This is a genomic window from Pseudarthrobacter sp. 1G09 (assembly GCF_050038305.1).
Classification (GTDB): Bacteria; Actinomycetota; Actinomycetes; order Actinomycetales; family Micrococcaceae; genus Arthrobacter; species Arthrobacter equi.
Genome location: NZ_CP188306.1, coordinates 1,533,964 through 1,548,811 on the forward strand (window position 1 = coordinate 1,533,964; position 14,848 = coordinate 1,548,811).

9 protein-coding genes are annotated in these 14,848 nt (G+C 67.4%); 6 read left to right on the top strand and 3 right to left on the bottom strand.

Annotated elements, in window-relative coordinates; all coding sequences use genetic code 11:
- The first annotated feature begins 85 nt into the window (after positions 1-85).
- From pth to sufU, 5 genes are all read left to right on the top strand, one after another.
- A complete protein-coding gene (pth, locus tag ACP3TD_RS07165; protein ID WP_426766421.1) occupies positions 86-676 on the top strand; it encodes an aminoacyl-tRNA hydrolase in 591 nt (196 codons plus the stop codon).
- Positions 677-812: 136 nt separating this feature from the next.
- Complete coding sequence (locus tag ACP3TD_RS07170; RefSeq protein WP_426766423.1) at positions 813-3,551, top strand: LuxR C-terminal-related transcriptional regulator; 2,739 nt, start codon at positions 813-815, stop codon at positions 3,549-3,551.
- A gap of 49 nt (positions 3,552-3,600) precedes the next feature.
- Positions 3,601-6,192, top strand: a complete 2,592-nt coding sequence (locus tag ACP3TD_RS07175) for a LuxR C-terminal-related transcriptional regulator (protein ID WP_426767151.1) — start codon at positions 3,601-3,603, stop codon at positions 6,190-6,192.
- A gap of 511 nt (positions 6,193-6,703) precedes the next feature.
- Positions 6,704-8,029 (top strand): aminotransferase class V-fold PLP-dependent enzyme, encoded by a 1,326-nt coding sequence (locus ACP3TD_RS07180; RefSeq protein ID WP_426766425.1) that lies wholly within the window; start codon positions 6,704-6,706, stop codon positions 8,027-8,029.
- A gap of 22 nt (positions 8,030-8,051) precedes the next feature.
- Positions 8,052-8,501: a Fe-S cluster assembly sulfur transfer protein SufU gene (gene sufU, locus ACP3TD_RS07185; protein WP_426766427.1), complete on the top strand. Its 450-nt coding sequence runs from the start codon at positions 8,052-8,054 to the stop codon at positions 8,499-8,501.
- Between the two features lie 110 nt (positions 8,502-8,611).
- Here sufU and ACP3TD_RS07190 read toward each other — a convergent pair whose 3' ends face one another.
- The 3 genes from ACP3TD_RS07190 to ACP3TD_RS07200 are packed head-to-tail and all read right to left on the bottom strand — an operon-like array spanning position 8,612 to position 10,916.
- The gene (locus ACP3TD_RS07190) at positions 8,612-8,836 is read right to left on the bottom strand and encodes an SCO4848 family membrane protein (protein ID WP_426766429.1); all 225 of its coding nucleotides are present in this window, start codon (positions 8,834-8,836) and stop codon (positions 8,612-8,614) included.
- 3 nt (positions 8,837-8,839) lie between these two features.
- Positions 8,840-9,337 (bottom strand): DUF2505 domain-containing protein, encoded by a 498-nt coding sequence (locus ACP3TD_RS07195; RefSeq protein WP_091719060.1) that lies wholly within the window; start codon positions 9,335-9,337, stop codon positions 8,840-8,842.
- A gap of 43 nt (positions 9,338-9,380) precedes the next feature.
- On the bottom strand, positions 9,381-10,916 hold the full coding sequence (locus tag ACP3TD_RS07200) for an SDR family oxidoreductase (protein WP_426766432.1): 1,536 nt from the start codon (positions 10,914-10,916) through the stop codon (positions 9,381-9,383).
- A 265-nt stretch (positions 10,917-11,181) separates the two neighbouring features.
- Between ACP3TD_RS07200 and mfd the strand changes: the two genes are divergently transcribed.
- Positions 11,182-14,844 (top strand): transcription-repair coupling factor, encoded by a 3,663-nt coding sequence (gene mfd / locus ACP3TD_RS07205; RefSeq protein ID WP_426766434.1) that lies wholly within the window; start codon positions 11,182-11,184, stop codon positions 14,842-14,844.
- Positions 14,845-14,848 lie beyond the last annotated feature (4 nt).

Here is a 14,848-nt window from a genome sequence, read left to right on the forward strand (position 1 = left end):
TGTGCCGATGGCCGGATCCCGCAGGGGTCCGGCCATTGCCATGCCTGAGCCCAAGCCGCGAGACCACCCACCTTAGGATTGATCCATGACTGATACCTGGCTGATTGTTGGCCTCGGCAACCCCGGCGCCCAGTACCAAGGGAACAGGCACAACGTCGGCCAGATGGTCCTCGACGAACTTGCGGGCCGGGTAGGCGCCGGGTTCAAGAGCCATAAAGCACGCGCCCAGGTAGTCGAAGGGCGCCTGGGCATCGGAGGTCCCCGGGTGGTGCTCGCAAAGCCCATGACCTACATGAACGTCTCCGGCGGACCGGTGTCCGCTCTGGCCAATTTCTACGGCATTTCACCCGACCACGTGGTGGCGGTCCACGACGAAATCGACATCCCCTTTAATACGGTGAAACTCAAGATCGGCGGCGGCGAAGGCGGCCACAACGGCCTGCGGGATATCTCCAAGGCACTGGCCACCAAGGAGTACCTCCGGGTCAGGGTCGGCGTGGGCCGCCCGCCCGGCCGCATGGACACGGCCGATTACGTGCTGCGCGATTTCGGAACCGCAGAGCTCAAGGAGCTCCCGTTCCTGCTGGACGAGGCGGCCGACGCCGTCGAATTGCTCCTGAAGGAGGGCCTCACCGCCGCGCAACAGAAGTTCCACCCGGCCAAGACAGCCGGTTAAGAGGTACGGGCGGCGCCACAATAAAACTTAAAGTGGCTTTGACCTGTCTCGTTGTCCGCCGGGCAAGGTACTCTTCTTGCTATGCGGGGGAGCAAAGGGGCTACATCCCGCTATAGCTGGATGTAGGGGAACGTTCATGTCAATCGAGCCACTCAGCTGGGGGCGCGGGCCAGCACCCCTGGACGTCGGGTTGCGTACTCCGGCCCAGGGCAGTCCGGGGCCGCAATGGTCCGTGCCCGCCCGCAGCGCCAACCTTGAAACCGTCCGCACTGCACTGACCGCAGAGAACTCGCTGGGCGTCGTCATCACCGGCGGCCGGGGCGTCGGAAAATCATCCCTCGCACGTGCCGCCGTCACGGACCTTGGCCCGGACGTGTGGTCGCTGCAGCTCCGCAGCGGACCCGCCGGCTCCACCACACCCTACGGATGCCTGTCCTTTCTCCTGGCCCGCCTTCCGCAGGCCTATATGGGCTCGCCCACGGCCATCCTCCGCGGCATCACGTCCCTGATCCGCAGTGACGCCGCCGGCAGGCCCTGCGTAATCACGCTGGACACCTCCGGCACCATCGACGATCTCAGCGCCGGCGTGCTCCTCAACGTGCTCCTGACCGGGACCGCCAAGATCATTGCCGTGGCACCCAAGATCAGTGACCTCCCCGCGGACTTCCATTGGCTCCTCACGGACCGGAGGCTTACCGAGGTCCGGCTCAGCAACCTTAATGAGCTCCAGACACGGCAGGTCCTCCTTTCACTGCTGGGCCACCGCGTGTCCGCCTCCCTGGTCACCACGTACCACCAGATGGTGGGAGGGAATCCGCTGCTGCTCAAAGCCCTGGTCACCGAGCAGCAGCTGTCCGGCAACCTGGTGCTGTCCGACTCCGTGTGGACCCTGCGGGACAAAGTAGTCCTCGACGGCGCAGCAAGCCTCGACGACATCGTCCGCTCCCGGTGGTCGCGGGAAACCGTGGAGACCCGCGAAGTCATAGAAATGCTGTCCTGCGCCCGGAGAGTGGAGCTGTCCCGGCTGACCTCGATCTACGGCGCCGACGTCGTGGCGGACATGGAAGACGGCGGACTCCTCGAAATCGACAATTCAGACCACCGCTGGGTCTCATTGCGGGAGAAATACATCGGGGACGTCGTGCGGACCTGGCTGAGCATCGCCCGGCGCCGCGAACTGCGTGCCGTGCTTCTTGGCGGTGTGGAGCCGGACCCTGCGGGCATGACTGTTGAAGAGCTGATGGCCTTTGCCGCCTGGACCCATGAGTGCGAGGCGGAACTGAGCCCCGCGCTGGCCCTTTCGGCAGCCGAGGCCGCCGTCCAGCTGTTCGACCCGCGGTTCGCGCTCACCTACGGGGAACTGCTTCGCCGCGGAGACCGGGAATGGGTTCCTGCCCAGCGGCAGCGCGCGGCTGCCTACCTTCAGCTGGACATGCCGGACCAGGCACTGGCCGCCCTCGAGGACATTTCGCAGCCGGAGCTGGACGCCCTCGACCTCGAGGAGTATGCACAGGTGGCCGCGGCCAGGGCCAAGGTGATGATGGGCCTTCCCGAGCACGCGGACAAAGTGCCGTCACTGCTCGGTGAAGCCCGGGACCGCCTGCTTGCCGGCACGGGTGCCGAGCGGCCCTCCTGGCCCGAACCGGCAGCCGTCGCAGCAAACCGCGTGGCCCTGAGCGCGTTCGAGTACCGGGCGTTCAAGGGCGACTACGCGGAACTGATTCCCGAACTTGAAGCCGCCGCCGATCCCGAACTGAACCCGGACACCGGCTACCGCATGCACGCCGCGATTCTGCTGATGACCGCGCTGGTGCTCACCGGCCGCGAGATGGACGCGCTGGGCCTGATGCGCCAACTCGGCGGCCAGATCAGCGACGCCTCCCACGTGGTGGGGCTGCGGGAGCAGTACACCAAAGAGTCCTACATGGTGCTGCTGCTGGCGGGGCAGTGGCGGCGGTGCCTGGACTTCCTGGGCCCCCAGAGCACGGACGAACCGTACCGGCTGCCCTACGGGACTGCTTCCAGCGAGCTGGGGGCCGGGATAGCCTACGTCTTCGCAGGCCGTGGCGCCGCAGCCCTGGACCTCCTGCTCTCCGCCGGCGCGCAGCTGGAACTCCAGCCCGTCCAGACCGCCCTCCGGTACACCTACGCAGCCACCGCCCTGGCTTACGCGCAGACAGGAAACGCTCCCCAGGCCCGCAAATACCTGGGCAAGCTGCAACGGATCCCTGCAGCCGCCGGCTTCGCTGACGAGAGCATCATCCGTTTCTGTGCACTGACGGCCGGCCGCTGGCTGAACGACGCCGACTCCGTGGCGCGGCTCAAGGAATCTGCCCGGCGGAACCTCGCCGCGGGCCTCCACACTCTTTCAGGCGTCGAACTGCTGGCCGCCACGGTCAACGGCAGCGATGCAGACTTCCGGTTGCTCGAAGACATTGCCGGCCGCCGCCAGGGTCCGCTTGCCGAGGTCTCCCGGCTCATCGCCCTGGGCAGCCGCACCAAGGATGCCAAGACCCTCCTGGCCGGCGGAGAGCTTGCCGCCACCCTGGAGCTGGACGCCGTCGAGGCCCGGTGCATGGCCCTCGCGGTGGACTTCGCACGCCAGGATGGCGACTCGATTTCGGCCCGCACGGCCCAGGCCCGCCTGGACATCCTGGCCACCACGGTTGCGAACCTCCCCATTGTGCCCAGCAGCGGCAGCCCCTTGCTGACCAGCCGGGAACGGCAAATAGCGCGGCTTGCGGGCCGGGGTGCATCCAACCGCGACATTGCCCTGGAAATGGGCGTGTCAGTCCGGACTGTTGAGGGCCATCTGTACCAGGTCTTCACCAAGCTCGGCGTAACCTCCAGGGGTGATCTGACTGGACTCGTCTAACGGCCACAAAGCAGCAGCAAGCAGGGTCCTCACCGGACGCCGCGAACCGCTGGACAGGATCTGCAACATCGTCCGGAACCGCACCAGCCAGGCGGTGTTTGTCATGGCTGGCCCCGGCATTGGAAAGTCGTCTCTGGCCGAAGCCATTTCGGAACGCCTCGCCGGCGAGCTGAACATCCTGCGAATCCATGGCAGCTCCGCCCTTGCGGCGGTTCCGTTCGGTGTCCTGACGCCCTACACCGGTGAGCTGACGGCCGACGAATCCGTCTCCCCTGTGGCGGTGCTGCGGTCCATGTGGAGCTACTTCGAAAAGCTGCGGGCCGGGAACAGCGCGCCCGTGCTGATGGTGCTGGACGACGCCCATTACCTTGACGATGCCTCCGCCGGCGTGGTGGCCGACCTCATTTCGGCCGGCTGGGCCACCGTCGTGGCGGCGGCAAGGCCGCGTCCGGGCTTGCCCCAGCCACTGGACCAGCTCTGGTATGACGGGCTCGCCGAACGCGTGGACCTGCGCCCGCTGAACAGGGAACAGATCGAAGAAGTCCTGGCCCACCTGCTGGACGGAACTGTTCCCGCGGCCACAATCGAGGCTGTCTGGGCAGCGTCCGGCGGGAACCCCCGCCTCCTCGATGCGCTGCTGCACGATGCCGCCGAAGCGGGAATCCTCTCGAAGCGCAACGGTATCTGGATCCTGCTGGGTGCCCTGCCCGCCGACGGACCGCGGCTGACAGCCGTGGTGGCCAAGGACCACCTGCGGCGCAACGCCGAGGAACAGGAAGCACTCAAGCTCATCGCACTGGCGGGCCCGGTGGGCCGCAAGGTCATCGAAGAAATCTGCGGGGCGCCGGTGGTCCGCTCATTGCTGGACCAGCAGATGGCCGTCGAAACGTCAGGCGTGCCTGCCGAGCTGTCCCTCTGGAACGGCCTCTTCTCCGACGCGATCAGGAACACCATCTCGGTCTCCCGCAGCCTCCAATTGCAGGAGAAGATCCAGTCCCGGCAGGACGGCACGGTCCTTCGCGGTGAGGGGCGGCTGCGGTCCGTGGAGTGGGCCATTGAAGTCGGAGTCAAAGTGTCCGAGGAGGACATGCTGGAGTCCGCCCGCGAAGCACTCCTGCTTTTCCGGAATGACAGCGCCCGGTCCATCGCGGCCCGGATCCAGGAGCCGGGCTCACTGCCAATAGCCCAGGCCATCCAGGCCCGGGCGCTCTACAACGAAGGCGCCTATGCTGACGCCGCAGCCCTCCTCGATGAGTGCTGGGCCCCGCTTGCCGATGATCCGCAGGGGCCGGCCGTCCTCCTGCTGCGGGTATCGGCGCACCAGGCAGCCGGGCAGTCCCGGGCAGCCGTGGCCGAGGACGTGCTCAGCCAGGTTTCCCAGGCCGGGGAAGCGGGTCCCGCCTGGCCGGTGCAGCTCCTGCGCCTGCTCCAGTCGGGGGCCGAAGCGGACTGTCAGGCACTGGCGGACGAGGTGGAGGGCATCAGGGTCCAGGGCCTCTCCGAGACCAAGGCGGAACCGATGGCCGCGCTGGGGGAAGCGTTGCTGGCGCACGCACTCACGGCGGCGGGCCGCCCCGGCGACGGCCTTGACGCCGCACTCCGGGCCGCGTCCGAGCTGTCACCGCTCGAGGACAGCCTGTACTTCTTTCCGGAAGTGGTCCTCGGCAGGCTCGTGAGCTGCTACCTGGCCATGGGCGAATGGGAGTCCGCGGAGCGGGAGCTCAACAGCTACGCCGCCGCCCATGCTGCAGGAGTGGCCACGTTCAACGGCAGCCTGCAGGTGCTGCGCGGGTACTCACTGCTGCGCCAGGGCCGGATGGAACGGGCCTACCAGGTGCTGCTCCCGGCCGTGGAGGCGCTGCGCCTTAACGACCCCCTGCAGCTGTTCGGCTTTGGGTCCGCTCTGGGATACTACGTTGCTGCACGGCTGGGGGACGCAGCGCAGGCCAAGCGCCTGGAACAGGACTATGCAGACGCCATGGCCGGTGGTCCCGCTGACCTCCTGGCCCGCGGCTATGCGATGGCCGCGGGAGAGTACCTTGCACACGACGGCAAGGGCCTGGCGTCGCTGCACACGCTCATGACCACTACCGAAGCTTCCGGCCGGGCCGGGCAGCTGCTCGAACTCCTCGCCATATGCTGGGACCTGGGGGATCCCTCCGTCATTCCCATGGTGCAGGAAGCAGCGGGCGGCCTGCAGGGGCGTTGGGCAGAAGCGATGCTGACCCTTGCCGCCGGGTGGGAAGCCGCCGACGGCGACGCCCTGATGGTGACAGCCGCTTCGCTGGAGGAATCCGGCTTCGTCAACCTTGCCCGTGAGGCCTACGCCCGTGCCAGTGCCGTTCTTGAGCAGGCGGGGGAGCGCCGCCGGTCCCGGCAGGCCGTGGCTCAGCGTGAAAAGTGCGACCACGAGCTGGGGGAGCGGTTCCGCGAGGGCCGTTTCATCGCGGCGGCTCCCACCGTGCACCTCACACGACGGGAGCAGGACATCGTGGAACTCGCCGTCCAGGGCCTCACGGACCGCGAGATAGCCCAGCGCCTCATGGTCTCCGTCCGCACGGTGGAAGGCCACCTGTACCGCACCTACGTCAAGCTGGGCGTCCGGAGCCGCGACGAACTGGAAACCGCCCTTCCCCGGTAGCTGCCGCCGTCGCTCTGTTCGTCCTCCCTGTGGGCCCTGCACCCTGTCCTTCACCGGGGTGCGGGGTAACTCTGCGTGCCCTCCTGCTGACTCCGCAGCCACCCGTGGCCTGCGTTAAAGCCGTGCATCGCAGGGCATCGGCGGCCCTGCGGGTATCGACACTCAGTGTCCCCGTAGTGGCACCCGCCGGAATTCGAGTACACCCTACTCGTGTGCGCGCCGGCCCCGGGGGATTTACTTAAGGAGGCAAAGCACACGGCAGCAAAGAGCCGCACGGATTGCCGAAACACATCAAGGCCTCATTGAACTTCCGGCCCATGCGGCCGGACCGAGACGGGGCCGGCGACGTCAGAGTCTTCTGAGACCGAGACTCTCCCCCCAGCCGTCGCCGGCCCTCCGCTCCGCGGGCTGAAGCCCGGAGCGACTGTGGCGGCTGACCCCTCCGGGCGGCCGCCACAGCCGTGCTGTGGGACAATTGAGTGTCAACCGCTGGCATCTCAAGGAGCACGTCTTGGCCGTAGTATCAACGCCCGCCACCCTGGAGCGGTCCGTTCCGGTCATGGATAACGCCGAGGTCCTCCGCATCCGCAACGACTTCCCGGTCCTCAACCAGATGGTCAACGGCAAGCCCCTGGTCTATCTCGATTCCGGTGCGACATCCCAGAACCCGCTCAGCGTGATCGAAGCCGAGCAGGAGTTCTACGAGCAGCGCAACGCGGCAGTGCACCGGGGCGCCCACCATCTTGCGGTCGAAGCCACCGAGGCCTTTGAAGACGCGCGCCAGACCGTGGCGGACCTCGTCGGCGCAGACTATTCCGAAACTGTCTGGACCTCCAACGCCACAGAGGGCCTCAACCTCATTTCCTACGCGTTGTCCAACGCCGCGCTCTGGGCTGCCCAGGGCCGGGGGGACTCGGCACTGAAGGGCCTTGCCCTGAAACCGGGTGACGAAATAGTGGTCACCGAAATGGAACACCACGCCAATCTCATCCCGTGGCAGGAACTGGCGTTCCGCACCGGGGCGACACTCCGCTACCTGCCCATCGACGATGCCGGCCGGCTCAGCCTGGAGCAGGCTGCAGGAATCATCGGGAGCCGTACCAGGCTGCTGGCCTTCACGCACGCCTCAAACGTCCTTGGAACCATCAATCCGGTCCGTGAACTGGTGGCCCTGGCCCGTGCTTCGAATGCCCTGGTAGTCCTGGATGCCTGCCAGTCCGCGCCCCACATGCCCCTGGACGTCAAAGAGCTGGACGTGGACTTCGCCGTTTTCTCCGGCCACAAGATGCTGGCACCCACAGGAATCGGCGTGCTGTACGGCAGGCAGGAACTCCTGGATATCCTTCCACCGTTCCTCACCGGCGGTTCCATGATCACAACGGTCACCATGGAACGGGCCGAATACCTCCCGGCTCCGCAGCGCTTCGAGGCAGGAACGCAGCGCATTTCGCAGGCGGTCGCCCTGGCCGCCGCCGCCAACTACCTCACGGAGACCGGCCTGGACCGGATCCACCGGTGGGAAATGGACCTTGGCCAGCGCATGGTGGCCGGCCTTGAGGCGCTTCCCGGGATCCGGGTACTGGGTCCGGCAGCCGGCGAGGAACGCATTGGGCTGGCCGCGTTCGACGTCGAAGGCGTCCACGCCCACGACGTCGGACAGTTCCTGGACTCGACGGGCATCGCCGTCCGGGTAGGCCACCACTGCGCCCAGCCGCTGCACCGCCGGCTGGGGCTGACCGCCACCACCCGCGCCAGCGCCTACCTGTACAACACCACCGACGACGTAGACCAGTTCCTGGACGCCGTGGCCGGCGTGCGGGCCTACTTCCGCGCTTAGCCGCCAGAACCGAAGGTATGCAATGAGCCTTGACCAGTTGTACCAGCAGATTATCCTTGACCACTCAAAGGCCCGGCACGGCAGCGGCCTGGCCAAAACCCCAGCGCCAAGCGGTGCTTCCACCGGGCAGTCCCACCAGCTGAACCCGGTCTGCGGCGACGAGGTGACCCTGCGGCTCGCCGTGGCCGACGGGAAAGTGGCGCAGGTTTCCTGGGACGGCGCCGGCTGCTCCATCTCCATGGCCTCGGCCTCGGTCTTCAGCGACCTCGCCGAAGGCATGACCGTGGCGGAGGTGCACGACGTGATCGACAGTTTCCGCGAGGTACTCAGGTCGCGGGGCAAGATCCCGGCCGATCCTGAACTGCTGGGGGATGCCGCCGCCTTCGAGGGCGTCGCGCGATACGCGGCCCGAGTGAAATGCGCCATGATTTCCTGGGTGGCCGCGGAGGATGCCCTGAACCAGGCGTCCTGACCGGGCCGCCCGCAACGCGTACTGCAGCCTGCAGACACGCACTGCCCGCAAACGCCAAGAGGTCCGCTTCCCCATGGGAAGTGGACCTCTTGGGTTAAAACGGGAGCGGGTTATTTACCCAGCAGCCCCAGAACACCGATGACGGCAGTCGCCGCTCCCAGCACCATCGAGATGCTGACCAGCACCACGTGCACCGTCAGGAACTTGGTTGGTTTTCCGGCGGCATCGCGTGCGCGCGGGTCCTTCATGACCCGGCGCAGGAACTGCGGCCAGACGGCCAGCGACCAAACACCGGCGATGATCAGGACCAGCGCGGCGAAGACAGGGAGCTGCATGAACTAGTGGCTTTCGAGCCAGGCCTGCGCCTGGGTGGCCTGCAGGTTCAGTGCTTTTGCCACCATGGGCTCGGCGGCGTCGGCGATCTTGCCGCCCAGGAACGGCACTGAGGACTTGACCTCGCCTTCCAGCTCCACCCGCGTTCCGCTGGCTTCGGCCACCAGGCGCTGGACAGCGGTCACGTCAACGGGGGCACCGGCAACCTTGAGGGAGATGTTGCTCTTGCGGGAGCCATCGGCGGCCGGGGCATCCCAGGTCTCCACCTGGGTCACCTTCAGGTGCTCGCCGACGAACTTCCGGGCGATCTCGGGAAGGCGTGTGGTGGGCAGCGTCCGCACCAGCGTGGCGCTAAAGGCGCCGGCAATGTCACCGTCAACGGTGAACGATTCCAGGTTTCCGCCTACCAGCTGGCTGACGTGGCGCTGGAAATCCTCGTTCACCAGGACAGCGGCAACGCTGTCAACGGGGTGCGGAACGGTGGTGGTGGCGCTCAGGGCCATGGGTCCTCCTGGGACGTCGCGATCGGATGAGGCTCCAAACATCCTACGGGGTTGCGGCGGGCCGTTCCGCATTGGCCAGCTGCTGGGCAGCGGCCGTAATGTTCCGTGCCATCGCCGGGAAGATGAAGCTGTGGAAGGGGAGCACGGCCAACCAGTACAGCCTGCCGCTGAGGCCTTTCGGGAAGAAAATGGCCCGCTGACGGTAACGGCTGCCGTCACCATCGGGTTCCACGGCGAGCTCCAGCCAGGCCCGTCCCGGCGCCCGCATCTCGGCACGCAGGCGCAGCAGCTTGCCCCTGTCGATGCTTTCCACCCGCCACCAGTCCACTACCTCGCCCGCGTGCAGGGTGTGCGGGTGGCGGCGGCCGCGCAGCAGCCCGGCTCCGCCCGTCAGCTTGTCCAGCCAGCCCCGAACCTGCCAGGCCAGCGGCAGTGAGTACCACCCGTTCCGGCCGCCGATGCCCTCGATGACCGTCCAGACGTGGGCAGGGTCCACGTCACCGTGGAAGGTCCGCTCGTCGATGTAAACCTTGTGCCCCGCCCATTCCGGATCGCTGGGCAGGGGATCGGAATCCGCGCCGGCATTCGCCCACGTGGTCTCCACCTGTCCATCCCGCTCCTTGCCCAGGGCCAGGGCCACCGCAGTGCGGTAGGGGGTGAGGCCGCCGTCGGGCTGCGGAATGTACCCGTCGACGTCGTGCTCGTTGGACACCGCGTCATGCTGGAGCGACTGGACCAGCGGGACCGCCATGGACCACGGGATGGGCGTGGTGAGCGCCACCCACATGCCTGCCAGCTTGGGCGCGGGAATGGGCAGCGCCAACACCACCCGGTAGGGCAGCCCGGCCTCCGAGGCGTATTCCTGCATCATCCTGGCGTAGGTCAGCACCTGCCGGCAGCCGATATCGAAAGTCCGGTTGATGGTGCCCTCCAGGGACGCGGCAGCAACCAGGTAGTACAGGACGTCGCGTACGGCTATGGCTTCGATCCTGTTCCGGACCCAGCTGGGCGCGGGCATGAGCGGAAGGGTTTCGGAGAGGTGCCGGATCATTTCGAAGGAGGCAGAGCCGGAACCGATCACGACGCCGGCCTGGAATACGATGGCGTCCACCGCGCTGTCCAGGAATACCTGGCCCACAGCTTCCCGGGACCGCATGTGGGTGGAGAGTTCCACGCCCTTCGGGTGCAGCCCGCCCAGGTAGACAATCCTGCTTACTCCGGCGGCCACTGCGGCCTCGGCGGCGGTCCGGGCCATGGCCTGTTCCTTGGACTCAAAGCCCGCCCCGGCCGCCATCGAATGGATCAGGTAATAGAGGACGTCGACGCCGGCAAGCGCCTGGCGCAGGGCGTCGCCGTCGTCGAGGCTGCTTTGCACTACCTCCACCTGGTTCCGCCAGGGCACGCCCGCGATCTTGTCCGGGGAGCGCACCAGCACCTTGACGGTGTGGCCTGCCTCGAGGAGCTTGGGCACCAGGCGGCCCCCGATGTAGCCTGTGGCCCCGGTGACCAGGACCGTCCGGGGCAAAGCTGGGGCCCCGTGCGCCGGTACGGGCGAATCTGTGGTGCTGTCTCCGGTCATGCTGGCTCCTGTTCGTCCTCAGCGGTGTTCCGCTTTAGCAGTTCGGAGCCGCCGCCGTTCTGGACGGCCGCTCCCTAAAAAGGTCCGGTCCTGCCAGCGTAGCCCCGCCGGACTCGGGGCGCCTGCGTCAGCGAGGGTCCCGGAGTATCCGTCCAAACCGGAATGTCACTGGTGCGCGGTAGGCTGGGGTTACCCGGGATTCGCAGCGAATTTCGGGTTTTCGCGTTGCCTGCGATCTTCCGTGAATACCCCAGGAGCAGCTGTCATGAGCCTTCCCGTTACCGCCACGCACGGCCCCACGCTCGATGGGCTGCGCCGTGCATTGGCCCCGGACCAGTCATTCGCCCGTGTCCGGGCTGAGGCCGGACGCGGGTTCGCCGTCAGGGGACAGGATTACCAAATCAGCGCGCCCGCGGGTTTGCGGCCCGTGCTGCTCGCGGAGATGGCGGATGGCCTGGCTGCCGCCGCGGCAGGGCAGGAAGGCGCGGCCGATCCCGGCGTGGTGCTCGCGGTGACCGCCACCGGCCGTGAGGCGGAGGACCTGGCGGCGGCGTTGCGCGCCTACCTCCCCGCGGACTCCGTGGCCGAGTTCCCCAGCTGGGAGACCCTCCCTCATGAGCGACTCTCGCCCCGATCGGACACGGTGGGGCGCCGGCTCTCGGTCCTGCGCCGGCTGGCGCATCCGGAAAGTTCGACGGCGGAGCGGCTGCGCGTGGTGGTGGCTCCCGTCCGCGCCGTGGTCCAGCCCGTGGTGGCCGGGCTGGGAGACCTGGTCCCGGTCACGCTGAAGGTGGGCCAGGATGTTCCCTTCACCGACGTGGTGCGAAGCCTTGCCGACGCCGCGTACGCCCGCGTGGACATGGTGACCCACCGCGGTGAATTCGCGGTCCGCGGCGGCATCATCGACGTCTTTCCGCCCACTGAGGACCACCCCATCCGTGTGGAGTTCTTCGGTGACGAGGTGGACCAGATGCGTTGGTTTGCCGTGGCGGACCAGCGCTCGCTGTCCGCCCCCGGCATCCACCACCCCACGGAACTGCATGCCCCGCCCTGCAGGGAAATCCTCATCACCGCGTCCGTCATGTCACGGGCCGCAAAGCTGAAGGCGGAGCTGCCCGCCGCCGCGGACATGCTGGAAAAGATCGCCGGCGGCATCGCCGTTGAAGGCATGGAATCCCTGGCGCCGGTGCTGGTTGACGCCATGGTGCCCTTCGTGGACCAGCTGCCGGCGGAGTCCATCGCCGTCGTCATCGAACCCGAGAAGGTGCGCACCCGCGCCCACGACCTTTCGGCCACCAACGAGGAATTCCTTGAGGCAGCGTGGTCCACGGCGTCCGACGGCGGTGCCGCACCTTTGGACCTCAGCTCGCAGGCATCGGCAGCGCTGCATACGGCGAGCTTCCGTTCGCTCGCGGAGACCCGCGGTTCAGCGCTGGGGCACGGCGTTTCCTGGTGGTCCATCACGTCACTGGCGCAGGATGCGGAACTCCTTCCCGAGATCGACGTCCTGAACCTGCACGCGCGCGAACCGCGGGGCTACCAGGGCGACGTGGCGGAAATGATGGCCTTCATCGGCTCGCACGTCCGCGACCAGTGGCGGATCGTGGTGGCCACCGAAGGCCCCGGCCCGGCCCAGCGCCTGGCGGAACTCTTCCACGAAAACGACATCCCCTGCGCCCGCGTGGACAGCCTTGACCACGAGCCCCAGGCGGGCATCATCGAGGTGACCACTGCCGCCGTCGGCCGCGGCTTCGTCCTGGACGGGCTGAAACTGGGCCTGCTCACCGAAGCCGACCTGCTGGGTCGGACCTCCGCAGGGTCCACCAAGGACATGCGGCGCATGCCCTCCAAGCGGCGCAACGCCGTCGACCCCCTGCAGCTCGTGGCGGGGGACCATGTGGTCCACGAACAGCACGGCATCGGCCGGTTCGTGGAACTGCTGCAACGCAAGGTGGCCGGCGGCAGCGACGGCGTCCGGGAGTACCTGGTCCTGGAGTATGCGCCGTCCAAGCGCGGGGCCCCCGGCGACCGGCTGTTCGTCCCCACGGACCAGCTGGACCAGGTGACCCGGTACGTGGGCGGGGACACCCCAGTGCTGAGCAAGATGGGCGGCGCGGACTGGGCCAGCACCAAGTCCAAGGCACGCAAGGCCGTCAAGGAGATCGCCGGTGAGCTGATCCGGCTGTACTCGGCCCGGATGGCCTCACGCGGCCACGCCTTCGGCCCTGACACCCCCTGGCAGCGCGAGCTTGAGGAAGCTTTCCCGTACGTGGAGACGCCGGACCAGCTGACCACCATCAACGAGGTCAAGGCGGACATGGAGCGGGAAATCCCCATGGATCGCCTGGTGTCCGGCGACGTTGGCTACGGCAAGACCGAGATCGCCGTCCGTGCTGCGTTCAAGGCGGTGCAGGACGGCAAGCAGGTGGCCGTCCTGGTGCCCACCACGCTGCTGGCCCAGCAGCACTACGAGACGTTCACCGAGCGCTTCTCCGGGTTCCCCCTGCGGGTCAAGCCACTGTCCCGCTTCCAGTCCGCCAAGGAGTCCAAGGAGACCGCCGAGGGCGTGAAGAGCGGCGCGGTGGACGTGGTGATCGGCACGCACCGGCTGCTGTCCAAGGACTTCGAATTCAAGGACCTTGGACTGGTGATCGTGGATGAGGAACAGCGGTTCGGCGTGGAGCACAAGGAAGCGCTGAAGAAGATGCGCACCAACGTGGACGTCCTGGCCATGAGTGCAACCCCGATTCCCCGGACCCTGGAGATGTCCCTGACCGGTATCCGGGAGACATCCACCCTGGCCACCCCGCCGGAGGAGCGGCACCCTGTGCTGACTTACGTTGGCCCGTACACGGACAAGCAGACCTCGGCCGCCATCCGCCGCGAGCTGATGCGCGAAGGCCAGGTGTTCCTGGTCCACAACCGGGTGTCCACCATTGAACGGACCGCGGCCAAGATCCGTGAACTGGTGCCCGAGGCCCGGGTGGAGGTGGCGCACGGCAAGATGTCCGAGAGCCGCCTGGAACAGATCATCGTGGACTTCTGGGAACGCCGGTTCGACGTCCTGGTGTGCACCACCATCATCGAAACGGGCCTGGACATCTCGAATGCCAACACCCTGATCGTGGACGGCGCGGACAAGTACGGGCTGTCCCAGCTGCACCAGCTCCGCGGCCGTGTGGGCCGTGGCCGTGAACGCGCCTACGCGTACTTCCTGTACCCGTCGGAGAAGCCGCTGGGCGAGGTGGCTTTGGAACGGCTCAAGGCCGTGGCAGCGCACAACGAATTGGGCGCCGGCATGCAGCTGGCGATGAAGGACCTGGAAATCCGCGGCGCAGGAAACCTGTTGGGCGGTGAGCAGTCGGGCCACATCCAGGGCGTGGGCTTCGACCTGTACATCCGGCTGGTGGGCGAGGCCGTGGCGGACTTCCGCGGTGAAGCCGAGGAAAAGGCCGCCGAGATGAAGATCGAACTGCCGGTCAACGCGCACCTGCCGCACGACTACGTGCCCGGTGAGCGGCTCCGGCTGGAGGCCTACCGCAAGCTGGCCGCAGCCCTCACCAACGAGGCCATCGACGAGGTCAAGGCCGAGCTGGTGGACCGCTACGGCGAACTGCCGCTGCCCGCGCAGAACCTGGTGGAGGTGGCGCGCTTCCGGGTGGGTGCCCGGGAAGCAGGACTGTCCGACGTCGCGCTGCAGGGCAACTTCATCAAGTTCGCGCCGGCATCGCTTCCCGAGTCCAAGGTGATGCGGCTGACCCGGATGTACCCGGGGTCCCAGTCCAAGCCCGCGCTGGACGCCATCCTCATCCCCAAGCCCAAGACGGCCCGGATCGGTGGACGGGACCTCCAGGACGCTGAAATCCTGGAGTGGGCCAACGGAGTCATCCGCAACATCTTCTCTGACGCCCCGCTGGCGGTGAGTTAGCACT